Genomic DNA, 22,757 nt, shown 5'->3' on the forward strand with positions numbered 1-22,757 from the left:
AGGCAGCTCTGGCTCCAATTCTCTCAGGCTGCAGGAGCTAGGCCTGCTGCCACTGGCTGGGGTGGGGCGCCAGATACTCCGGTGGGGCCTGGCCATCGCCAACGGGAGGGGCCGTTAGGACCAGATCCAGGCTGATCGAGAAACGGGTGTCATCTGGGTCTTGATTGGCCAGCACCGCGTGATCGAGGCCTGAAGGGAAGAGCAGCAGCAGGCCCGCCCGGGGGGCCACATCAACCCAAGGGGTAGTCCAGGGAGCTGCATTTGGAGATGGATGTGAAGTAGTTAGGGCAGGGAGCGGGCCCCCATGGCCCACGGCCATGCCGGGCACCAATTCATTCAGCTGGCGCTGGGGGAAAAGGCGCAGACAACCCTGACGGCCCGAGCCATCCCCATTGAGGTAATAGACCGCGCTCAGGTGGGCATTGGGGTGGTGATGGCGACTAACCACCTGGCCATAGCCACTTACCACCGGCCAACAGCGCTGGATATGGATTGCCAGCTGACTTAGGTCAAAACCCAGTTCCTGGAGATAGCTGCGCCCATGGGCCAGCAGCTGGTCAACCAGGCCTGAAAAAACCGGATGGCGCTGCAACTGCCAAACACCATTTAGGTCGCCCGTCCAGGCGCAACCGGGATCGGGATTGGAGCTCGCTTCGCCCTGCAGTTGGGAAATCGCCCGTAGCTGCAGGGCTATCTCGATCGGATCAGGAGCCAACTGCACCCGTCCAAGGGCGACGGGGAACAGGGGCTCAACAGCCAAAGCCCTAGGCCATGGCAGCCGCGCCACCAACCACTTCCAGGATCTCCTGGGTAATGGCAGCCTGGCGGGCCTTGTTGTAATCGAGGGTGAGGGTCTTGGCGAGGGCCTTAGCGTTGTCGCTGGCGTTGTTCATCGCAGTCATCCGGCTGGCCAACTCGGAGGCTGCCGCTTCCTGCAGGGAGCGCAGCAACTGGTTTTCCAGATACAGCGGCAAAAGGGCATTCAGCAGTTGATCAGGGCTCTGATCAAAAACGATGTCGGATGGGAGCTTGGACTCCACATTGGCAGCACTGCCCACCTCAACCCCCAACTTGCCCTCGCGGGTGGTGAGCCGGAAGATTTCATCCTCCGGCGTGGCAATCCCCTGGGGGTCTAGGGGCAACAGGGTTTGCAGCACGGGCTTGGAACTCACCAAGTTGATGAACTTGGTAAAGATGATTTCCACCCGATCGGTTGAACCAGAAAGGAACTGGGCCAACACTTCATTGGCAATACCCATCGCCTCACTGGCATTGGGGACCTGCTCCAAGCCAGTAAAAGTGGCACGAATTTTATAGAGTTTGGCGCGGTTCTGGAAATAGGTGATCGCCTTGCGGCCAATCAGCACCAGATCCACCGCGTAACCCTGGCCCTTGAGCTCTGCGTAGCGCTGCTCGGTTCGTTTGATGATGTTGGCGTTGTAGCCACCACAGAGGCCCCGGTCGCCGGTTACGGACAAAAGGGTGATCGTGGCAACCTCACGTTGCTCCAGCAAAGGGGCTTCCGCATCTTCAAAACGCATCCGTGACTGGAGGTTCTCCAGCACGCGCGCCAGGCGATCGGCAAAGGGCCGGCTGCGGAGCACCTGCTCCTGGGCGCGGCGCACCTTGGCGGCTGCTACCAGGCGCATGGCCTCAGTGATCTTGCGGGTGTTCTTGACCGAACCAATTCGGTCGCGGATGTCCTTAAGGTTTGCCATCGGTTATGCCCCTCCTCAAACGGAGGCGAGCATGGTCGACTTCACCTCGTTGATGGCATCCTTGAGCATGGCCTCAGCTTCGTCGCTGAGTTGCTTCTCGGTTTGCACCTTGGAGATGAAATCGGCCTTGTTGCTCTTGAGGTAGTCGCGCAGTTCGCGGCAGAAATCAACCACGGAATCCACGGGAACTTCGTCGATCAGACCCTTAACGCCGGCATACACAACGGCAACCTGCTCGGCCAGGATCAGGGGGCTGAACTGGGGCTGCTTGAGGATTTCGCGCAGGCGCTTGCCCCGGCCCAGCTGCTGCTGGGTGGCGGCATCGAGATCGGAGGCGAACTGGGAGAAGGCCGCCAGCTCGTCGAATTGGGCCAGCTCCAGCTTCAGGGTGCCCGCAATCTTCTTGATCGCCTTGGTCTGGGCGGCACCACCCACCCGGCTCACGGAGATACCCACGTTGATGGCGGGACGCAGGCCGGAGTTGAACAGGTCGGAGCTGAGGAACACCTGGCCGTCGGTGATCGAAATCACGTTGGTGGGGATGTAGGCAGAAACGTCGCCCGCCTGGGTTTCGATGATGGGCAGGGCAGTCATGGAACCCTTACCCATGGCATCGGAAAGCTTGGCTGCCCGCTCCAGGAGACGGCTGTGGCAATAGAAAACGTCGCCGGGATAGGCCTCACGGCCGGGGGGACGGCGCAGCAACAGGGACATCTGGCGATAGGCCTGGGCCTGCTTGGTGAGGTCGTCGTAGATCACCAGGGTGGCCTTGCCCTTGTACATGAACGATTCGGCCAAGGCCGCGCCGGTGTAAGGAGCCAGGTACTGGAGGGCAGCCGATTCAGAAGCGCTTGCCGCCACCACGATGGTGTAGTCAAGGGCTCCCTTTTCCCGCAGCACTTCGACCACGTTTGCGACTGAAGCGGCCTTCTGGCCAACCGCCACGTAGACGCAGACAACGTCCTCACCCTTCTGGTTGATGATCGTGTCGATCGCAATGGCGGTTTTGCCGGTTTGGCGGTCGCCAATGATCAGTTCCCGTTGACCACGGCCGATGGGGATCATCGCGTCGATGGCGGTGATGCCGGTCTGCATGGGCTCATGCACCGACTTGCGCTGGATGATGCCAGGCGCCATCGATTCGATCAGGCGGCTCTCGGTGGTGGCAACGTCGCCCTTGCCGTCGATCGGCTGGCCAAGGGAGTTAACAACGCGACCGAGCATCGCGTCGCCCACTGGAACGGAAGCGATCTTGCCGGTGGCGTTGACCGTGCTGCCTTCCTGGATCCCCCGACCCTCTCCCATCAGCACCACGCCGACGTTGTCGTCTTCGAGGTTGAGGGCGATGCCTTCAGTGCCGTCTTCAAACTGCACCAGCTCGCCGGCCATCACCTGCTGCAGGCCGTAGACGCGGGCGATGCCGTCGCCAATTTGCAGCACGGTTCCGACATTGCTGACCGAAACCGACTTGTCGTAGTCCTCAATTTGCTGCTTGAGGATGGCGCTGATCTCGTCGGGGCGGATGGAAACCATGGGAGGAAGTCCCCGCTAGGGGAGCTGATTAAGGGGGAAGGCGTTGAACGGGGAAGGAGGGAAGGGGTGGCTAGCTCACCTTGGCCAGCGCCAGTCCAAGGCGGCGCACCTGGCCAGAGAGGCTGGCATCGATCACCTGGGAGCCCATGCTGACGATGAAGCCGCCAATCAGGCTGGGATCGACCACGAGGTCGAACTCCACAGCCTTGGTGCCAGCAATCAACTGAACTTTTTTATTGAGCTGCTCCTTTTGCTCTTCAGAGAGCTCAGTAGCAGAGGTGACCTTGGCAAGGGTGATGTTGCGAAGGTCCCGATAGAGCTCCAAGAAGCGCCTCAACACCGCATCCAGCACTGAAATGCGCTGGCGATCGGCCAGCAGCTTCAGCAGGTTCTGGAAAGAGGGGGTGAGCTGGTCATCAAAAAGCTTGGCCAAGGCCATCTTTTTTGACTCCGGCTCCAGCACCGGCGAAGCCAGGGCTTGACGCAGCTCGGGACTGCTGTTCCAGACAGCCAAAAGGCCCTTGGCCTGTTCGGCAACGATGTCTGTTTCCTTGCGGGATTCGGCCACCTGCAGCAAGGCTTCTGCGTAGGGGGTGGCAATGCTGTTAAGGAGAGGCATCAGGCTTTCCCCAGGGTTTTTATGGACTGCTCAATCAGGCGGACCTGGGTGGCCCCATCGAGCTTGCCGGGCAGGGCCGCCAGGGCGAGCTCAATGGCTTTATTGGCGGCTTCACGGCGCAGCTGGTCGGTGACCCGGGCGGCCTCAGCACTGAGGTCGGCCATGGCCCCCTGCTTGACCCGGGCCATCTCCTCGATGGTGCGCTTCTCACTCTCCAGGCGGAGAGCTGCGGCACGGGCGTGGCCATCGGCGCGAATTTGCTCAGCCTTTTGCTGGGCTGCTGCCAGGTCCTGCTGGGCCTGGGCGAGGGAAGTTCCGGCGTTCGTCAGACGCTCTTCCGCGTCCTTCAGATCAGCAAGAATGGCGTTGCGGCGGCGCTCAAGAATGCCGCCAAGGAATCCCGGCAGAAATTTCCAGAGGCCAAAGATGACGATGGCCAGGTTGATGATGTTGGTCTCAAACACGTTGAGATTGAGACCAAAACCGCCGTGGGTCGCCAGCAGGGTGGGGAAAAGAATGGTCATGAGGTAGCCAGCAAGCGGGAGACAATCAGGTCGCCGAGCTTGGCGGAGTCGGTTGTCAGCTGGGCCATCGCTTGATCGCGCTGGGCATCGATCTCACGGCGGGCTTGCTCGCGGGAGGCGTTGGCATCGGCGGTGGCCGCAGCCAGGGCATCGCGGTAGAGGCTATCCATCTCCTGCTCTGCCTCCTGAATCAACTTTTGGGACTGCTGACGCGCGTCCTTGAGTTGTTCCTTGAGGTCAGCCTCCAAGCGCTCAGCCTGGGCCAGCTTTTGCTTGGCTTCGGCGCGGCTTGTGGTGATAAAGCTTTCGCGCTCTTCCACGGCCCGTCCAACGGGGCGGAAAAACAGCGAATTGAGGATCAGGGTGAGGAGCACCACCTGAACTGCCATCAAGGGCAGGGTGGCATCGAGGTCGAATAGACCTCCCTCCGGTGCACCTGCTTCGGCGAGCAGAAGCCAGCTGGACATTGGGGCGAAGGCGCTGGAACGGGCGGGCAAATCGGTTGTGGTGGGAACAGGTGAGGCAGGGACTCAAGCCCCTGCCTTCCGACCACTCACAACTCGATCAATCAGGCGAAGGGGTTGGCGAACAGCAGCACCAGTGCGACCACGAGGCCGTAAATGGTGAGTGCTTCCATGAAGGCCAGGGACAGCAGCAGGGTGCCGCGGATCTTGCCTTCGGCTTCGGGCTGACGGGCAATGCCTTCAACGGCGCCGCCAGCTGCGGTGCCCTGACCGATGCCGGGGCCGATGGCACCGAGGCCGACAGCCAGGCCAGCGGCAACAACAGACGCAGCGGAAGTAAGGGAATCCATGGTGGAGTGGGTGATGGTTGGCGCAAAACAGCGCTTAGGGGACCGGGAAATAAACCCTGCGCCTGGGACATTCCCGGAGGAATGGGCCCGGGGTGCAACCGGACCTGCGCGCAGGAGATTTAGCAGAGCGCGGGGACCGCTCCGCCGAGACGAAGGGCTCCTAGTGGTGCTCTTCGTGCACCGCTTCGCCGATGTAATAGGCGGCGAGGGTGGCAAATATCAGGGCCTGGATGGCACTGGTGAACAGCCCGAGGAACATCGCAGGCAGGGGCACGAGTAGGGGCACAAGAAATGCCAGAACGGCCACCACCAGCTCGTCAGCCAGGATGTTTCCGAATAGACGGAAAGAGAGCGAGAGGGGCTTGGTGAAGTCCTCGACGATCTTGAACGGGAGCATGATCGGAGTCGGCTCCACGTAGTACTCGAAGTACCGCAGACCCTTACGGCTCAAGCCCGCATAGAAGTAAGCCAGGGAAACCAACAGCGCCAGGGCAATGGTGGTGTTGATGTCGGCCGTGGGAGCACCCAGCTCACCGCTGGGCAGATGGATCAACTTCCAGGGCACCAGGGCGCCGCCCCAGTTGCTTACAAATATGAACAGGAACAGGGTGCCAATGAAGGGCATCCAATCTCGGTAAGCCTTTTCGCCAATCTGCTCCCGCGACAAATCACGGATGTAGTCCCAGAGAAACTCGAGCAGGTTTTGGGCTCCGCGGGGATCGCGCTCCAACTTGCGGGTGCCTACCACCACCAAGGCCAGAAGGGCCCCAATTACCACCCAGGAACTAATAAAGACCTGTCCGTGGATTTTGAGGTTGCCAAGCTGCCAATAGAGGTGTTTACCAACCTCCAGTTCGGCAAAGGGAAGGATGAGAGGCATGGGAGCCGGGAAAGGGAATTAGGCGTCGGAGATTTTCTGATCGAAAACCTTCTGATCAAAAACTGCCTGAAGAATCACTGCCGGTTTGTAGAGAAGAAAGCCCAACAGGGCCGGCAGGATCGAGATTTGGGGGACCTTGGCGCCCAGCAGCACTAGGGCCGCAGGCACCAGTAACTGGGCCTTACTGATCCGGCGGGAGTTTTCCCCCAGCCGACTCACACTGCGGCTGAGCAGCCACAGATAAAGGACTCCAGCGGACGCACCAATCAGCAGGCTTAGGGCCGTGATCGGGCTAAAAACGATGGCAGTGAAGATCACGGCCACTGCGGAAAGCAGCAGGGTGAACAGCAGTAGTCGTCGTTGAAGCCTATAAAAATCATCCATGCCATTGCTGGGATCGGCCGAGGCACGATCTGCAGCTGGATCTGGAAAATCCGGCGAAACCGGCAAGGGCAAGGCGTCAGTGGTCCCGATTCCTAGCTCCTGATCCCCGGGGGGATTGGCTGCCGGCAAAGCGGCATCCGCAGGGCAGGGGAGGGAAACCGACAAACGTCATTACCCCTGAAAAGGCGGGCGGAATCTATCACGCAGCTGCGGGCACTACCGGCAGCAGAACCCTCTGCTCCACCAGGCGCCGGGCCACCGCAGCCTGGTGCCCGGCGGACCAGCCCAGGTCCAAAGCCCCCAGGGCAGTCCCGGCTGGGGCCGCCTCCAGGCCCTTCATCAGGGCCAAGCCATCCGCGCCCAAGTCCAGAGGAGCCATGTCGGCATCCAGCAGGGCCACTCCGGGCCAACCCCACAGACAACGGTTGCGCTCCCCGGCAGCGGCCAGAAGGTCGGCATCGGATTGCCAGCTAGTGCACCCCAGGGGCCCCTTGCTCAGGAAAAACTCGAAATGGCTGATATCGGGATCTAAATCCTCGATCAAGGCCCATTGGCGCTCCAGGGGCAAGGACTGGGCCCGCTCAAGCAACTCCCCGCTGAGCAGGCGGGCCGGGTTCCAAACCTCAGGGTTTGAAAAACCAGCAAATTGCAGGTCTGCTGAGGCCACAAAGGCCATCAGACGCTGCAGGTTGTAACTGGTTTCCTGCGGGTGCAGATACATGTCGGCGAAATTGGCATCGGCGGCCGTATCGATCGCCCAGCGCTGCTCGTGGTGGCGCCTCAGCCGATTGCTGGGGGGAAGGCTGCTGAAGAGCTCCCGCCCCAGGCGCAGGCCCTCGGCACCGCTGCCCACCCCCAGCTCCGTCAGCACCCTTTGGCTGCGGTGGATTTCCCAGCGGCCCCCATCGGCATAGAGGAAGAGGTGCAGGAGCCCGCCTGGCTTAAGCAGGGCCGCCAGAGCCCGCAGGCCCGCGGCCGGTTCACGCAAATGGTGCAGAACCCCCACCGAATTGATGTAGTCGAAGGGACCCTCCCCCTCCAGATCCAACAAACTGCGCTGCTCGATTCGCAGCTCAGACACCTGGGCCGAGGCTTCGGAACGGCGGCAGCGCTCCCTGGCCAGATCCAAGGCCCCAGCACTGATATCTACGGCCAGGATCTCGGCGCCAGGGTTGAGATGGGCGAGGTAATCGGTACTCACCCCAGTGCCACAGCCCGCGTCCAAGATCCGCCAAAGACGCGGCTTCTCCTCCAGCCTGGGGGCAAGGGAACCCACCACAAATGCACTGGCACTGTCGATGCACCAGCGCCAGTTGTATCCAGGTGGCGGCCCGTCCTGGAGGGGATCGCCCGGGTAGGGGAAGCGGTCGTAGAAGGCGCTAACCACCGGTGTGGCTGCATCGCTGGTCGGCACGGCAAATCAGGCACTGACCAGGGGAGCTTTTCATGGCCCCAGGCAATTTGAGGCCCCGAAGCCAGCCCTGCTGCAAACATTTGTTCATGCCGCCGTGAACCCCAAGAGGGGCGGCCGTAACGTGACCCAGCCCGGTTCGCTCCCGTAAATGACCGTGACCGCCAGCAGCGGCAGCACTAGGGTCACCCCCCAGCGCTACGACACCCTGCCGCTCTCCAGAGTCCGTCAGGCGGAGCAGCAGGATCGCTTCCCCGATGGCGGGGAGCTGGATGGGCTGAGCAACTTTTTCCTGAGCGGCCAGCTGAGGCTCGCCGCTGCCCGATCCCTCTCGGAAAACGCCGAGTTCATTGTGGCCAAGGCAGCCAACCGGATTTTTGCCGGCGGCACCCCCCTTTCCTACCTCGATAACCCGATTGGGGTCGCCCCAGCCACCCCGGCCTCTGCCCAGGCCCTAGCCGCTGACCAGGCAGCCTTCCAGCAATCGGTCCAGACCTTTGCCCAGGGCACCGCAGCCCGCAGTGGCGGCAATGTTTTTAGTCGCCTGCTCGAGGGAGCTGGTGGCGACGGTGATGTGCGCGTAGAGCTGCCGGCGGGGTTCAGCCCAATCGCCGTGGGGCGCTATGGCACCGAGCGGATGAAGAAATCAATCCGCGACCTGGCCTGGTTCCTGCGCTACGTGGGCTATGCCCTCGTGGCAGGCGATCCCAGCATCCTCAAGGTGAATACCCGCGGGTTGGCCGATGTGCTCGACCAGGCCTGCTCCCTAGCCGCCACGAACGTGGCCCTGCAGGAAATGCGCGCAGCTGCTGCGGGCCTGCTCAAGGACAATCCGCCAGCGCGCCAGCTGGTAATCCAATACTTCAACGTATTAATTGGCGAGCTGGCCATCCCAACTCCCTCGGCAAAGCAGCGCTTGGGTAGCGCCGAAAACCAGGGTCTCCAGCTGCCCGCCAGCTATGCCATGGCGGCGGAAGGAGCCCAGCGCTTCAACATGAAGCCCGGCATGAGTGGAGCACAAAAGGCCGAGGTGATCAGGGCCGCCTACCGCCAGGTGTTCGAACGCGACATCGCCAAGGCCTATTCCCAGGTCGTCAGCCCTGTGGAAGCAACCCAGGTGCGCCAAGGCGACATCTCGATGCGCGAATTCATCCGCGCCCTGGGCCATAGCAAGGAATACAGGCAGCAGTTTTATGGCCGTTTCTCCAACAGCCGCGCCGTCGAGCTGGCCTTCCGCAACTTCCTAGGGCGGGGGATCAGCTCCAGGGAAGAGTTCACCCGCTACTTCGACATCGTCAGCGCCCAGGGCCTATGGGGCCTGGTGGATTCCCTGATCAACTCCAGCGAATACGCCCAGGTGTTTGGCGAGGAGACCGTGCCCTATCTGCGGGACCTCGGCGAGGAAGCCCAGGAAAGTGCCGGCTGGGGATCCAACCGCAAGTTGTTCCGCTTTAGTGCGCCCTTTGAGGGAGCCCCCCAGTACGTCACCCTTTACGCCGCCTACCGCCAACCCTTCGCTGACCAGCACGTCTACGGAGGCGGCAATGATCCCCTGGCCCTGAACTACGGCGCCATTTTCCCCTCGGGTACTGCTTCTGTAGCCACCAGGCCAGCACCGTACGGCTATGACGCCCGACGCATCCTGATCGGCAATGGCCTGGTCCAGCCCGGCCAAATGAACTCAGCCCAATTCCGCAAGGCCAGCCCCCGCCGGCTTGGACCAAAGGTGGTGCGGCTGCAGCAAATTTCCACCGGTGGTGCATCCGTTCCCCGCCGCGGCGGCCAACCGAGCATCCGGGGCACCGAAGCCAGCACCCAGGCCGTAATTCGCGCGGTTTACAACCAAGTTCTTGGCAACACCGGCTACGCCGGCGAGCAGAGCAAGGTTGAGGAAATCAAGCTGGAAAACGGCGACATCAGCCTGAGGGAATTTGTACGCCAAGTGGCCCGCTCGGAGGCCTTCCGCCGCCGCTATTGGAGCAGTCTATATATCACCAAGGCGATTGAGGTTATGCATCGTCGCCTGATTGGCAGGCCGACCTTTGGCCGCTGGGAAATCAACGCCTACTTCGACACCGCTGCCCGCAAGGGCTTCTACGGCGTCGTCGACGCGATGCTGAATAGCGCCGAATACAACGAAAGCTTCGGTGAAGACACCGTTCCCTTCGAGCGTTTCATCACCGCCAGCGATCGCAACGCCAGGCAAGTGCCCAGCTTTAAGCAGGCCATCACCGCCTCTGGCTATGTGGAGCCCCCAGCCCAGCGCCCTAACGCCCTGCAGTCCCAGGCCCTGCGCACGGTCAGTGGTGATCTGGTGCCCCGCAACCTGGTGGAAAGCCAGGCTGAGGTCTTCGGCACATGGAGCGCCCAAATCTCGGGGGGGCAAACCATGGCTCCAAGCAGGCCTGCCATCCCCAGGGGTCCGGGCAGCGTCCTTTCGGCCCCCGAGCCCACCCGTCGCTGGAACCCAGCCACCCTTCCTTCCATTGGTGGAGCTTGGCAACCAGCCCAGAGTCTTGGTCGAGCCACTAGTTCCTTTAATCGATCTGCCAGCCCCAATGAGCCCGGGGCCTCGATGGCCAAGGCCCTGCAAAAGGGCCTGCCCCAGGGCTTTGGCAGGCGTCAAAGCCTTGCGCCCCCGTTGACACTGGTCAACAACGCCAGCGAAAGCGAGCTGCAGGAGGCCCTCGAAGCCAGCTACAAGCAGCTGCTTAATCGGGTGCCTTTTGACGCCGAGCGCCCTGTCGAACTGGAGTCCAAATTCCGCAACAACCAACTGACCGTTGCCCAGCTGGTCGACCAACTGACTGGCAGCGAACTGTTCCAAGAGCGCCTCAATCGAATGGCGCCCCTGCGGGCCGCATCGGCGGCATATTTGGCCCTACTTGGGCGGGCAGCCCAGCCCAAGGAAGTAAGTGTCTTCTTGGCAACCCGGGCCAACTCCGGCCAACGGGCGGCAATCGAAGAACTGCTTTCGGGCAAAGAATATGCCGAAGCCTTTGGCGAAAACACCGTGCCCCATATCCGTGGCATGGCCACCGCCGATGGCCTGCCCTTGAGCACCGTCAATAGAACGGCCTCGCTCTACAGCGGCAACGCCGGACTGAACCCGGGCCCCAAGGCTGCTATCTAAATCGAGGCTGCTATCTAAACAAAACCACCCCCGAACCTGACAGGCCTTCCGATTTCACTATCGGGGGGCTTTTTAATTGCTAACTACACAAAATATCGCAAATAGATTCTTAACAATTGGTGCACACAGTAGCTGTCAGCAACATCTGCGAAAGTCGCTGCGGGCCAAGGGGTTTGCAGATTGGAACGGCCGTGAAGAACTGTTACCGGTGACCGGAGCAGTGAAGGGCCTTGCCACAGAATGATTGGGCGATCGGCGCGAGTCGATCACGTCCCCCTTACTCACCCGGATACGGTCACCGTCAAGGCGGCCGCTTGTTTCGAGGCAGAACTGCATGAGCATCGTCTCCAACTCGATCATCAACGCGGACGCCGAAGCCCGCTACCTAAGCCCTGGCGAACTTGATCAAATCAAGTCGTTCGTCACGGCCGGGCAGCGTCGCCTCCGCGTCGCCCAGGTTCTCAGCGAGAGCCGCGAACGCATCGTCAAGCAGGCCGGCGGCGCCCTGTTCCAGCGGCGTCCCGATGTCATCTCCCCTGGCGGCAACGCCTACGGCGAAGAGATGACTGCTTCGTGCTTGCGCGACATGGACTACTACCTCCGTCTGGTGACCTACGGAGTTGTGGCAGGCGATGTCACCCCGATCGAAGAGATCGGCGTGATTGGAGCCCGCGAGATGTACCGCTCCTTGGGTGTTCCCCTCGACGCCATGGCCGAGTCCGTTCGCGAAATGAAGTCCGCCGCACTGGGCCTACTGACAGGTGCAGATGCCGAAGAAGCTGGCTTCTATTTCGACTACGTGGTTGGCGCCCTCTCCTAAGACAGCCGAACACCCTCCAGCCCCCTTTATTCGACAGTCTTTTCGACCGTCCTTTCGCCCCTAGCAGGATTCATGCAAGACGCCATTACCAACGTCATCAACCAGGCTGACGTTCAAGGCCTTTACCTGGACGGTTCGTCCATGGGTCGCCTTGAGCAGTACTACGCCAGCGGTGAGCTTCGTGTTCGCGCCGCAGCCACCATCAGTGCCAACGCCTCGGCCATCATCAAGGAAGCCGTAGCCAAGTCATTGCTGTACTCGGACATCACCCGTCCCGGCGGCAACATGTACACCACCCGTCGCTATGCGGCCTGCATTCGCGACCTCGACTACTACCTCCGCTACGCCACCTACGCGATGCTGGCTGGGGACACCTCGATCCTCGACGAGCGGGTACTAAACGGCCTCAAGGAGACCTACAACTCCCTAGGCGTGCCCATCGGCGCAACTGTGCAGTCGATCCAGGCCATGAAGGAGACCACCGCATCCCTAGTGGGCCCCGATGCCGGCAAAGAGATGGGCGTCTACTTCGACTACATCAGCTCCGGCCTGGGTAACTGATCCCTCGAGCTTCAACCCTGAGGATCCTTCCCATGCGCCTGTTCAAGATCACGGCCTGCATTCCCTGCCCGGAAAAATCACGCACCCAGCGTGAACTGCAGAACACCTTCTTCACCAAGTGGGTGCCCTACGAGAGTTGGTTTGCCGAGCAGCAGCGAATCATGAAGCAGGGTGGCAAAATTCTCAAGGTGGAGCTAGTCGCCGGACGCCGCCAGCAAAACGTTGGCAACTGAGCCTTTGAACCGCTTAAGTTTGGATATGCCTTCTTGAATCCCTAATGCCCGGCTATTGCCGGGCTTTTTTGTGGCCAACACCTCCCGCACCCCCACCAGCTGGCTGCCCCTGCCCTGGCAGCTCTGGCCAGCCGAAGCCCGGCTGCTGCTGGGCATGGTGGCCATTTGGAGTCTGGTGGGCCTGCTGGTGCTCACCTCCGCCAGTTGGTGGGTGGCGGAGCGGGAAATGGGTGATGCGGCCTACTACCTCAAGCGACAGGTCATCTGGATGGTGGCCAGCTGGGGATTGCTGTGGTTGGGATTGCGTACCAGCCTGCGGCGCTGGTTACACCTGGCACCTTTGGCCCTGCTGATCTGTCTTGTGCTGGTGGCCGCCACCCTGGTCATGGGCAGCACGGTCAACGGGGCCAGCCGCTGGCTGGTGATTGGCCCGATTCAAATCCAGCCATCGGAGCTGGTAAAACCCTTTGTGGTGCTCCAAGGCGCCTCGATCTTTGCCCACTGGAAACGGATTGGCATCGATCAAAAACTGCTCTGGCTAGGGATCCTGGGGGGCCTAGTCCTGCTGATCCTCAAGCAGCCAAATCTCAGCACGGCCGCCCTAACGGGCCTGCTCCTCTGGCTGATGGCCCTGGCCGCCGGTCTGCCAAAAATCCTGCTGCTCGGTTCGGCTGGCGGCGGCGCCCTGCTGGGGGTGGGCAGCATCCTGATCAACTCCTACCAAAGGGTCAGGGTGATCTCCTTCCTCGACCCCTGGCGCGATGCCCAGGGCGACGGTTACCAACTGGTCCAAAGCCTGCTGGCCATTGGCTCAGGCGGGTTGTTTGGATCTGGCTTTGGCCTCTCCACCCAAAAACTCCAGTACCTGCCCATCCAATCCACCGACTTCATCTTTGCGGTGTTTGCTGAAGAATTCGGCTTGCTGGGCTCGGTGGTGCTGCTGCTATTTCTGCTGCTGTTTAGCTTTATTGGTCTGCGCATCGCCCTGCAGTGCCGCACCAACCAGCAGCGGTTGATCGCCATGGGCTGCACCACGATCCTGGTGGGCCAATCGATCCTCAATATCGCCGTGGCCAGTGGCGCCATGCCAACCACCGGCTTGCCCCTGCCCCTGATCAGTTACGGCGGAAATTCCCTGATGGCCAGCCTGTTGATCTGCGGCCTCCTGCTGCGCTGCTCCTTGGAGGGAAGTGGGCTCACAACCGCGCCCAGGCGCCAGCGGCCGGCAGCTGCCCGATAGGCTTTTGCAATGATCAGCCTTGGGCCCCTACTGGCTGAATGGGCTCGCAGCAGCGAGTTGCTGCTGCAACAGTCCCTGGCCTCCCCCACACCTCTTACGGTCGCCCTGGTGTTTGCCGGCGGGCTGTTGACCAGCCTTGGGCCCTGCTCCCTTTCCCTACTGCCCGTAACCCTCGCCTACCTGGCGGGCTTTGGCGCAGCTGCGCCAAAGCCCTGGCAGCGCAGCCTCAGCTTCGCGGCGGGGATTGTTGCCTCCCTGGTTTTGCTCGGACTAGTAAGTGGCCTACTGGGCAGAATTTATGGCCAGATCCCCGGCCTAATCCCCACGATCGTGGCCGTATTGGCCCTGGTGATGGGCTTCAACCTGCTGGGGCTGCTGAAAATTCCCCTACCGGCCGGCCCAGATCCGGAAATATGGCGCCGCAAGGTGCCGGCCCCCCTGGCCCCCCTGGCCGCTGGCCTCGCCTTTGGTTTGGCGGCCACACCCTGCACCACGCCCGTATTGGCCGTATTGCTGGGCTGGATGGCCCAAAACGGCAAGCCCCTGGTGGGCATGGTGATGCTCACCAGCTTTGCCGCAGGCCAGGTGCTGCCGTTGCTGCTTGCCGGCACCGCCGCGGCCAGCCTGCCCAACCTGCTCAGCCTTAGGCGGCTCGGCCAGTGGGTGCCGCCGATCAGTGGGGTAGTGCTGGTGGCCACCGGCGCCCTAACCCTGCTAGCCCGCTGGCTATGAGAATTTTCCAAAAAATTGCGGGCCTGATCTCCGATCTGCGCCTGGCCATTGGCCTGCTGTTGGTAATTGCCATTGCCAGCGGCGTCGGCACAGCCATCCCCCAGAAGGAAAGTGAAGCCTTCTACCACCAGCTTTACGATCCCAAGCCCTGGCTGGGGGTGCTCCATGGGGATGGGGTGCTGGCCTTCCAGCTCGACCACATTTATTCCAGCAACTGGTTTTTAGGGCTTTTGGCCTGGCTGGCCCTATCCCTGTTGCTCTGCAGCTGGAAGCGGCAATGGCCCGCCCTGCAGGCAGCGTTGCGCTGGATTGATTACAAATCTCCGCGCCAACTGAGCAAACTAAGCGTGGCTGAAACGGTTCCCTCCAGCGAACCAAACGTCAGCCTCGAGAAGCTGGAAAACTTGCTGCAAAGCCAGGGCTGGCAGATCCAGAGGCAGGAGGGAAGATTCGCAGCCCGCAAAGGGGTTTTGGGCCGAGTGGGGCCGATGCTGGTGCATGCGGGCCTGGTGGTTTTCATGCTGGGTGCCGCCTGGGGTTCCTTAGGCGGTCAACGCTCGGAGCAATTTTTAGCCCCGGGTCGCACCCTGGATCTGCTCGATAGCCGCGGCCAAAGCCAGCTGGTAATCGCCGTGGATGGCTTCTCGGTGCAAAGGGACCCGGCCGGCAGACCTGAGCAATTCACCTCCCAACTGCGGCTCCTAAAGGGGGAGGAGGGCCCGGAGCTCAAGCAGGCGCAGATCAGCGTCAACCACCCCCTGCGTTTCCAAGGCATCACCCTCTACCAAGCCGACTGGGCCCTGGCGGCCATCACCGTGCAATTGGGTAAAAGCCCCCTTTTGCAGCTGCCCCTCCAACCCTTTCCCCAGCTCGGTGAGCAAATCTGGGGGCTGGTGCTGCCCACCAGGCCAGATGGCAGCGAGCCTGTGCTGCTGAGCCTCAACAACGAAGCAGGCCCCGTAGATGTCTACGGCCCCGATGGCAATCTGCTCAGCCAACTGGTGCCCGGGGGAGATCCGGTGGAGATCAAGGGCCTACCGATTCGGGTCGAGAGCGTGCTGCCCGCCAGCGGCATCCTGCTCAAAAAGGATCCTGGCGTACCCCTGGTCTACGCAGGTTTCGCGATCGCCCTGACCGGCGGTGCTTTGAGTCTGCTGGCCACCCGCCAACTCTGGGCCATTGGCGAGGGGGTTGGGGCAGGGGGACGGCTGCATGTGGCTGGCCTCTGCAACCGCAACCTGACGGCCTTTGCCCGGGAGCTACCGGAGCTGATCGCCCAGGTCTAGGCGGGTGCCATGGCAGGCCCGCACCACGGTATGGACATTGCCCCTGGGATGGAAATCGGCCTCCAGCTGCATCCATTGGGGTGCGGCCACCGCCACACAGTCGTCGAGGATGCGGTTGGCCACCTCCTCATGGGAGATGGAGCGCTCCCGGTAGCTGTTCACATAGAGCTTGATCGCCTTGAGCTCCAACACCCGGGGCCCCGGCTGATAGAGCAGGCGCAGCACCGCAAAGTCGGGGTAGCCCGAAAAGGGGCATCTGCAGGTGAATTCAGGCAGTTCAATCGACACCTCATAGGGCCTGCCAGGCCTGGGATTCTCAAAGCAGATCAGTTGGGCATCGGCGATGGCCCGTTCGCCATAGAGCGGGGTTTGGGTTTGCCCTAAATCCATCGCTGACCTGAAATCAAGCCTGGATCCTAGGCAGCACGCCAGGCAAACCAGTAGCGGTTGTTACGGCGACCGCCGCCAGGCTCGGGCCTAATGGGTCCAAGGGTCCCTACCCCCTTCCATTAATGGAGGGGGCCTGAGAGACTCACCGCAGGTCCCAGCAGCCGCCATGAAAAAAGTCGAGGCCATCATCCGTCCCTTCAAGTTGGAGGACGTCAAGATTGCGCTGGTCAATGCAGGCATCGTGGGCATGACCGTGAGCGAAGTGCGCGGCTTTGGCCGCCAAAAGGGCCAGGTGGAGCGCTATCGCGGCTCGGAATTCACCGTGGAGTTTCTGCAAAAGCTCAAGCTGGAGATCGTGGTTGACGACAACCAGGTCGAAACCGTGGTCAGTGCGGTTCAAGACGCGGCCCGCACCGGTGAAATCGGCGATGGCAAGATTTTTGTCAGCACAATCGATTCGGTGATTCGCATCCGCACCGGCGACCGCGACAGCACCGCCATCTAGGCACCTAACTGGCCAGGGTGCGCTCCACCAAGGCAGCAATGCTTTCGGGATTAACGGCTGGCTGCTCTGGCCAATTTTCCCCTGGTGGATGCCCCTGGGGCCGAAGCCAGAGCACGTACTCGTGGTTGCCGGCCGGGCCCGTAATCGGAGAAGCGACCAAGCCGTGGGGCACGAGTTTATGGCCTTGGGCTGAGGCAATCACCCCTGAAATCGCATCGACATGGGCGGCCGGATCCCGCACCACCCCGCCCTTGCCTACCCGCGCCTTACCCACTTCAAATTGGGGTTTCACCAGGAGCAGTAAGTCCGCCGGGGCGCCAGGCATCATCAGGGCACAGAGGGCCGGCAGCACCAGTCCGAGGGAAATGAAAGACAGATCGGCCACGGCCAAATCCGGCCAGGATTCGGCACTTCCATAGAGATCGGCCGCGGTGAGGTGGCGCAGGTTTGTGCGCTCCCTGAGCACCACCCGGGGGTCACTGCGCAGGCTCCAGGCCGTTTGGCCATAGCCCACATCAATGCCATAGACACGCGTTGCACCGTGCTGCAGGAGGCAATCCGTGAAGCCCCCCGTGGAGATGCCGCCATCGATGCAAACCCTGCCGCCAATCTCGATGGGGAAGGCCTCGAGGGCCGCCAGGAGCTTCTCCCCGCCACGGGATACAAAGCGCGGTGGCTGCTGCACCAGCAATTCTGCTTCCGGCTGAACCTCGGTGCCAGGCTTGTCTAAAACCTGGTCGCCACAGCGCACCTTGCCGGCCCGGATCAGTTGCTGGGCCTGCTGGCGGGAGCTCACCAAACCCCGGGCCACCAGCTCTAGATCCAGGCGTTGCTTTGGAGCCATGGGCGTTTTGTGCTCAACGCACACTAGAAACCGAACACATTCCAAACATGGGGGCCCTGCAGCAAAAACCAGCGGAGGATTGCCAAATCGCAAGGTGGCCTCCATGACCTCCTCCCAACCCAGTCGCTCCCGAGCTGGCAGGCGTCTTCGCCTGGTGGGGGCCAAAAATGGGGCCAACAATGTGGTGGAGCTACTTAGGCCCGGCAGTTTTGTGCGGCTGCGCAACCAGCCCGGCGACCTACCCCCCTTCCAGTTGATCCATTGCCGCGGCGGCCGCTGCTGGGTGCGCCAGCAAAGCTGGGGATCCCTGGTGCACTGGGAAGTGGCCCACCAACAACTCACCACCGCCGCCTAGGGACTGCCCATGAGCTGGCCTGAAGCTGCCTAGGCCGCCACCCCATACATTGGATGGGCTGTTGTCACGCGCTGGCCCTTGATCGAGCGTTACACCCTGCCCGAAATGGGCAACCTCTGGACTGAAGAGGCCAAATTCCAGAGCTGGTTGGATGTGGAAATTGCCGCCACCGAAGCCCAGTGTGATCTGGGCCGGGTGCCGACTGAAGCGCTCGCCACCATCAAGGCCAAGGCGGCCTTCAAGGTTGAGCGCATCCTCGAGATAGAAGCGGAGGTGCGTCACGACGTGATTGCCTTCCTCACCAACGTGAACGAATACGTGGGCGATGCGGGCCGCCACATCCACGTGGGTATGACCAGCTCGGATGTGCTGGATACGGGCCTGGCCCTGCAAATGAAGGCCTCTGTGGCCGTATTGCGCTGCGAACTAGACAAACTGGCCAACGCCCTGAGGGCCCTTGCCCGCGAACACAAGGGCACCGTGATGATCGGTCGCTCCCATGCCATCCATGGCGAGCCGATCACCTTTGGCTTCAAGGTGGCCGGCTGGCTAGCAGAGGTGGTGCGCAACCAGGAACGGCTAGAGCGGCTCGAGCAGGTGGTGAGCGTGGGCCAAATCTCAGGCGCCATGGGCACCTACGCCAACACCGATCCCCAGGTGGAGGCCCTCACCTGCGCCAAATTGGGCCTGGTGCCCGATACGGCCAGCACCCAGGTGATCTCCCGCGATCGCCATGCCGAATACATCCAAACCCTGGCCCTGGTGGGTGCGGCCCTGGAGCGCTTCTCCACCGAAATCCGCAACCTGCAGCGCACCGATGTGCTCGAGGTGGAGGAAAACTTTGCCAAGGGCCAAAAGGGCAGTTCGGCCATGCCCCACAAACGCAACCCGATCCGCTCCGAGCGGATTAGTGGCCTGGCCCGGGTGCTGCGCAGCTACGTGGTGGCGGCCCTGGAGAATTGCGCCCTCTGGCACGAGCGTGACATCAGCCACAGCTCGGTGGAGCGGATGATGCTGCCCGACTGCTCTGTGACCCTGCACTTCATGCTGCGGGAGATGACCGAGGTGGTGAAGGGCCTGGGGGTTTATCCCGAAAACATGGCCAACAACATGAATGTGTATGGGGGCGTTGTTTTCAGCCAGCGGGTGCTGCTAGCCCTGGTCGACACGGGCCTAGCCCGAGAAGACGCCTATCGGATCGTGCAGCGCCATGCCCACAGCGCCTGGAATAGGGCCGGTGGCAACTTCCGGGCCAATCTCGAGGCCGATGGCGATGTCACCAGCCGCCTCAACCCCGCACAGCTGGCCGACTGCTTCTCCACCGACCTGCACCAGGAGAACCTAGCCGTGATCTGGCAGCGACTGGGGATTTAAAACTGGAGATTTAACCCAGAAAGTTAGTTAGGCGGCGTAGCGGCAGTGGGCAGGGGCCGCTCGGTGGCGGGATCCAGCTGACCGGCCACCAAATCCTCGATCTCGCAGACCGGGAAACGGTTGATCGCCTTGAGGGCGGCGCGGGCGTTGTCGCGCAGCTGCTGGCTGATCGCCTCGCAATAGGGCACCTGGGCAAGCAAATCCACGGTGCGGCGCATGATCCGCACCACATCCCCCTCATCTAGGGAGGTATTGGCGATCACATCACTCCAGCTGGTGCCCTTGGCCCAGGCCTGCACCAGCCCCGTCAATTCGGGCTCCCACCAGAGCGGGAAGCTCACCTTGCCCCGTTCCTGCTGCCGCTCCAGCTCCCGTCGCAGCCCCCGCAGATCATGGAGAGCCTCCTCTGCCGCCGCCGGGGGCGGATAGCCACTCCAGAGATCAGGGCGGTTCACCTCGGTGGAAATCGCCTCAAATACGGCAGCCAATTGGGCTGGATCGAGCTCATCGAGATGGCCGCTCATCAAGGCCAGGCCCAGCCAGAGTTCGTTGTCGCCGCGCAAAGCTGCCACGGTGCGGCCCACCTCGGTGGGCTCCAGGCCATCCTCGCCAGCCAGGGCACCGAAAAAGCGCAGGATCTCGATCAGGGAGAGAAAGGTTTCCCAGTGGCGGTTGGAGCGGAAATGGAGCAATCGCTGGCGTTCCTCGATCTCCAGCTGGAGCTCCTCCATCCGGTGGCGGTGCTTCTTGAGCTGCCTGCGATCCCCCCAGCGATGGGCGGGATGGAGCTCCAACTCCTCCTCCAGCTGGTGCACCAACTGGGCATGGACCTGCACCTCGCCCGCCAGGTCGTACTGGGGGGTGGCCATGTCATGGCGACGGGCCATGTGGCCCACCGCCAGGGCCAAGCCCCCACTGACCTGGTCGCCGTGGCGCAATTCACCGGCGTGGCGCAGCAGGGGCGTCTCCACCTGGCCTACCTGCAGACAACTGAGCTCCGCATGCAGACTCACCACCGCATTGCAGGGCAGCAACACCCACAGGTTTTCGTCGGTGAGGCAAAGCAGGAGGGGGAACTGGCCCGATCCCTTGACCTTTTCCACAATCACAGCCGGAGTCACCCGCCCCTTGAGTTGGGGCGCCTTGAGGCTCACGAGGGTACCTTCGCTGGCGAATTGCAGGGCCAAGGTGAGCTCGTGGGCCAGGGTTTCTTCTGCCTGCTGCTGAAGAATCCGCAGGATGCGCCTTTCCTCCCGCAGGCGGTTTCGCTGCTTTTCGTAGTCCTCGAAGTCCTCCCAGGGCACATCCCCGGAACCGTCCTCCAGGCGATCCAGTTGGCCCATCAAATCGGCAATGCGGGCCTCGTCTTCCACCAGGTCCAAGGTGGCCAGATAGCGCCCAAAACTGCGCTCCACCAGCTCCTGGGCCTTGGCCAGGTCGTAGCGCTGCAGCAGGTTGAGCACCATCCCGTAGGAGGGGGTGAACTGGCTAACCAGGGGATCGGCGGGGCTGGTGGCCAACTGGCCGGCCTCACGCACCCCCTCAAAGCGGCTTTGCACCGTGACCACATAACCCTGGGTATCGAGCCCTCGCCTGCCGGCCCGACCGGCCATTTGCAGAAATTCACTGCCCATCAGGGGGCGGTGGCCCCGCTCGGTACGCTTGGAGAGGGCTGAGATCACCGTGGTGCGCGCAGGCATGTTGATGCCCGCAGCCAAGGTTTCCGTGGCAAACACCACCTTGATCAGGCCCTGCTGGAACAACTCCTCGATCAGCTCCTTCCAGGCCGGCAATACGCCGGCGTGGTGGGCCGCAATGCCCCGCAGCAGGGCATCGGCATGGCCCCCATCTCGCAACGCTTCTGGGGTGGCGGCGATGTAGGCATCAAGCCGCGCCTTAATGCGGGCCTGCTCGGCTGAATTTACCAGGCAGATCTTGCCCAGCTCCTTAACTCCCCGGTCACAACTGCGACGACTAAAGATGAAATAGATGGCCGGAAGCATGTCCCGCTCTGCCATCTGGGCCACCACAAACCCCAGGGGCGGGGCCTCCGGCTGGGGCGGCTTCGGCACTTTCGGCCCCTTGCGGCGGGCCCCCTTCGGTGCGCGCCAAACCTTGCAGTTGGGGTGAAGCCCAGTGCCCTCCTCATTGAGCAGGGGATGGAGGCCCTTGGCGCTACAAAAACTGAATTCCAGGGGCACGGGCCGGAAATCGCTCAACACCAGCTGGGTGGGGCCATGCACCCTCTCGATCCAGTCGGTCAGCTGCCCTGCATTGGCCACAGTGGCCGATAGGGCCACCAACTGGATGACCGGTGGACAGTGAATGATTGATTCTTCCCAGACGGTGCCGCGCTGGGAATCGTTCATGTAATGGCACTCGTCGAGCACCACCGCCTCCACGCCCTCGAGCGGGTCATCTCCGCCATCGGCTTCCGCATAAAGCATGTTGCGGAAGATCTCGGTGGTCATCACCACGATCTGGGCTTCCCGGTTGAAACTGAGATCACCGGTGAGCAGGCCCACTTTTTCGTGGCCAAATTGCTCGCGGAAATCGCGCAGTTTTTGGTTAGAGAGGGCCTTAAGCGGCGTTGTGTAGAACACCTTCTGGCCATGGGCCAGGGCGCGGTGAATGGCGTATTCCCCCACCAGGGTTTTGCCCGAACCGGTGGGAGCGCTTACCACCACTGAATGGCCCCGGTTGAGGGCATCGATCGCCTCCAACTGGAAGGGATCAAGCGGAAAAGGGAAAAGCCTTTCGAGGGCTAGGTCGGAGCGATTACCGGCCGAATCTGGCACTGGGAGCCGGTTTTACAGATTTAACAATTCTATGGCGACCCTCTGAAGCGGGGGTGCCCACGGCCGATCACACTGAAGCCAATCTGTTGATCCCCGGGCCCCCTGTGGCAACGGCTGAAAGCCCCCACTGGCGCCAACAGCTGCGCCAAAACCTGGAGGCCATGGCGCCAGAACGGCAAAGGTCGCTGCGCTGCTTCCAGCCCCTGGGCCCTGGCCTGCTGCAGGACGATGAGGCAAGCCATCTGGGGCCAGCTGCAGCCCTCTTGGACCTGGCCAGCAACGACTATCTGGGGCTCAGCCGCCATCCCCGCACCATCGCCGCGGCCCAGGCCAGCCTTGCCCGCGATGGCACCGGCAGTGGCGCTTCGCGGCTGATCAGTGGCACCAGGGCCGTGCATGGCCAACTGGAAGGGGCCCTGGCCCAATGGCTTGATCGCCAGCGGGTGCTGCTGTTTCCCAGTGGCTTCCAGGCAAACCTGGCCGCCGTTTGCGCCCTGGCCGATCGCCACAGCCTGGTGCTCGCAGACCGCCTGATCCACCACTCCCTGCTGGTGGGAGTGCGGGCCAGCGGGGCCAAGCTGCAACGCTTTGGCCACAACAACC

24 protein-coding genes are annotated in these 22,757 nt (G+C 62.2%); 11 read left to right on the plus strand and 13 right to left on the minus strand.

What is annotated here, in order from left to right; all coding sequences use genetic code 11:
• Positions 1–37 precede the first annotated feature (37 nt).
• The 10 genes from KBY58_RS06475 to KBY58_RS06520 form a co-directional block, all read right to left on the minus strand.
• The gene (locus KBY58_RS06475; protein WP_255003508.1) at positions 38–760 is read right to left on the minus strand and encodes a putative 2OG-Fe(II) oxygenase; all 723 of its coding nucleotides are present in this window, start codon (positions 758–760) and stop codon (positions 38–40) included.
• 4 nt (positions 761–764) lie between these two features.
• A complete protein-coding gene (locus KBY58_RS06480; RefSeq protein WP_255003509.1) occupies positions 765–1,718 on the minus strand; it encodes a F0F1 ATP synthase subunit gamma in 954 nt (317 codons plus the stop codon).
• 15 nt (positions 1,719–1,733) lie between these two features.
• Entirely contained in the window at positions 1,734–3,251 is a 1,518-nt protein-coding gene (gene atpA, locus KBY58_RS06485) for a F0F1 ATP synthase subunit alpha (protein ID WP_254933901.1), read from the minus strand.
• 70 nt (positions 3,252–3,321) lie between these two features.
• The gene (gene atpH / locus KBY58_RS06490; RefSeq protein ID WP_254933902.1) at positions 3,322–3,870 is read right to left on the minus strand and encodes an ATP synthase F1 subunit delta; all 549 of its coding nucleotides are present in this window, start codon (positions 3,868–3,870) and stop codon (positions 3,322–3,324) included.
• Positions 3,870–4,394 carry a F0F1 ATP synthase subunit B gene (locus KBY58_RS06495; protein WP_254933903.1) on the minus strand — a complete coding sequence of 175 codons (525 nt, stop codon included), beginning with the start codon at positions 4,392–4,394 and terminating at the stop codon, positions 3,870–3,872. The genes atpH and KBY58_RS06495 overlap by 1 nt, the downstream gene beginning before the upstream one ends.
• On the minus strand, positions 4,391–4,861 hold the full coding sequence (locus KBY58_RS06500; protein WP_254933904.1) for a F0F1 ATP synthase subunit B': 471 nt from the start codon (positions 4,859–4,861) through the stop codon (positions 4,391–4,393). Before KBY58_RS06500 ends, KBY58_RS06495 begins: the two co-directional genes overlap by 4 nt.
• A 101-nt stretch (positions 4,862–4,962) precedes the next feature.
• Positions 4,963–5,208 carry an ATP synthase F0 subunit C gene (atpE, locus tag KBY58_RS06505; RefSeq protein ID WP_254933905.1) on the minus strand — a complete coding sequence of 82 codons (246 nt, stop codon included), beginning with the start codon at positions 5,206–5,208 and terminating at the stop codon, positions 4,963–4,965.
• 160 nt (positions 5,209–5,368) lie between these two features.
• On the minus strand, positions 5,369–6,088 hold the full coding sequence (gene atpB, locus KBY58_RS06510) for a F0F1 ATP synthase subunit A (protein ID WP_254933906.1): 720 nt from the start codon (positions 6,086–6,088) through the stop codon (positions 5,369–5,371).
• An 18-nt stretch (positions 6,089–6,106) separates the two neighbouring features.
• Positions 6,107–6,637: an ATP synthase gene (locus tag KBY58_RS06515; protein ID WP_254933907.1), complete on the minus strand. Its 531-nt coding sequence runs from the start codon at positions 6,635–6,637 to the stop codon at positions 6,107–6,109.
• 34 nt (positions 6,638–6,671) lie between these two features.
• On the minus strand, positions 6,672–7,886 hold the full coding sequence (locus tag KBY58_RS06520; protein WP_255003510.1) for a class I SAM-dependent methyltransferase: 1,215 nt from the start codon (positions 7,884–7,886) through the stop codon (positions 6,672–6,674).
• Between the two features lie 148 nt (positions 7,887–8,034).
• Here KBY58_RS06520 and KBY58_RS06525 point away from each other — a divergent pair, with 148 nt between their 5' ends.
• From KBY58_RS06525 to KBY58_RS06555, 7 genes are all read left to right on the plus strand, one after another.
• Positions 8,035–11,016, plus strand: a complete 2,982-nt coding sequence (locus KBY58_RS06525) for a phycobilisome rod-core linker polypeptide (protein WP_255003511.1) — start codon at positions 8,035–8,037, stop codon at positions 11,014–11,016.
• A 334-nt stretch (positions 11,017–11,350) separates the two neighbouring features.
• Positions 11,351–11,836, plus strand: coding sequence for an allophycocyanin (locus tag KBY58_RS06530; RefSeq protein ID WP_254933910.1), 486 nt, complete (start codon positions 11,351–11,353; stop codon positions 11,834–11,836).
• 72 nt (positions 11,837–11,908) lie between these two features.
• Positions 11,909–12,397 (plus strand): allophycocyanin subunit beta, encoded by a 489-nt coding sequence (gene apcB / locus KBY58_RS06535; RefSeq protein WP_254934054.1) that lies wholly within the window; start codon positions 11,909–11,911, stop codon positions 12,395–12,397.
• Positions 12,398–12,429: 32 nt separating this feature from the next.
• Complete coding sequence (locus KBY58_RS06540; RefSeq protein ID WP_254933911.1) at positions 12,430–12,630, plus strand: phycobilisome linker polypeptide; 201 nt, start codon at positions 12,430–12,432, stop codon at positions 12,628–12,630.
• Positions 12,631–12,685: 55 nt separating this feature from the next.
• A complete protein-coding gene (locus tag KBY58_RS06545) occupies positions 12,686–13,870 on the plus strand; it encodes an FtsW/RodA/SpoVE family cell cycle protein (protein WP_255003512.1) in 1,185 nt (394 codons plus the stop codon).
• Positions 13,871–13,879: 9 nt separating this feature from the next.
• Positions 13,880–14,602: a cytochrome c biogenesis CcdA family protein gene (locus KBY58_RS06550; RefSeq protein WP_255003514.1), complete on the plus strand. Its 723-nt coding sequence runs from the start codon at positions 13,880–13,882 to the stop codon at positions 14,600–14,602.
• On the plus strand, positions 14,599–15,888 hold the full coding sequence (locus KBY58_RS06555) for a cytochrome c biogenesis protein ResB (protein WP_255003515.1): 1,290 nt from the start codon (positions 14,599–14,601) through the stop codon (positions 15,886–15,888). The genes KBY58_RS06550 and KBY58_RS06555 overlap by 4 nt, the downstream gene beginning before the upstream one ends.
• Here KBY58_RS06555 and queF read toward each other — a convergent pair.
• Positions 15,862–16,278, minus strand: a complete 417-nt coding sequence (queF, locus tag KBY58_RS06560; RefSeq protein ID WP_255003516.1) for a preQ(1) synthase — start codon at positions 16,276–16,278, stop codon at positions 15,862–15,864. The two genes, KBY58_RS06555 and queF, sit on opposite strands and share 27 nt — an antisense overlap.
• A gap of 166 nt (positions 16,279–16,444) precedes the next feature.
• On the opposite strand from queF, the gene KBY58_RS06565 reads away from it, so the two are divergent.
• Entirely contained in the window at positions 16,445–16,783 is a 339-nt protein-coding gene (locus KBY58_RS06565; RefSeq protein WP_255003517.1) for a P-II family nitrogen regulator, read from the plus strand.
• Between the two features lie 4 nt (positions 16,784–16,787).
• On the opposite strand, the gene KBY58_RS06570 is transcribed toward KBY58_RS06565, so the two are convergent.
• Positions 16,788–17,627 (minus strand): TlyA family RNA methyltransferase, encoded by an 840-nt coding sequence (locus KBY58_RS06570; protein ID WP_255003518.1) that lies wholly within the window; start codon positions 17,625–17,627, stop codon positions 16,788–16,790.
• Between the two features lie 103 nt (positions 17,628–17,730).
• On the opposite strand from KBY58_RS06570, the gene KBY58_RS06575 reads away from it, so the two are divergent.
• Together KBY58_RS06575 and purB are read left to right on the plus strand one after the other, a co-directional pair.
• Positions 17,731–17,982 (plus strand): hypothetical protein, encoded by a 252-nt coding sequence (locus tag KBY58_RS06575; protein WP_254933918.1) that lies wholly within the window; start codon positions 17,731–17,733, stop codon positions 17,980–17,982.
• Between the two features lie 78 nt (positions 17,983–18,060).
• Positions 18,061–19,356: an adenylosuccinate lyase gene (purB, locus tag KBY58_RS06580; RefSeq protein ID WP_255003519.1), complete on the plus strand. Its 1,296-nt coding sequence runs from the start codon at positions 18,061–18,063 to the stop codon at positions 19,354–19,356.
• A 23-nt stretch (positions 19,357–19,379) separates the two neighbouring features.
• Here purB and KBY58_RS06585 read toward each other — a convergent pair whose 3' ends face one another.
• Complete coding sequence (locus KBY58_RS06585; protein ID WP_255003520.1) at positions 19,380–22,154, minus strand: DEAD/DEAH box helicase; 2,775 nt, start codon at positions 22,152–22,154, stop codon at positions 19,380–19,382.
• A gap of 152 nt (positions 22,155–22,306) precedes the next feature.
• Between KBY58_RS06585 and KBY58_RS06590 the strand changes: the two genes are divergently transcribed.
• Positions 22,307–22,757 (plus strand): aminotransferase class I/II-fold pyridoxal phosphate-dependent enzyme (locus KBY58_RS06590; RefSeq protein ID WP_409995724.1); only part of this gene is annotated, 451 nt, incomplete at its 3' end.

The sequence above is a fragment of the Cyanobium sp. HWJ4-Hawea genome, assembly GCF_024345815.1.
Taxonomy (GTDB): domain Bacteria; phylum Cyanobacteriota; class Cyanobacteriia; order PCC-6307; family Cyanobiaceae; genus Cyanobium_A.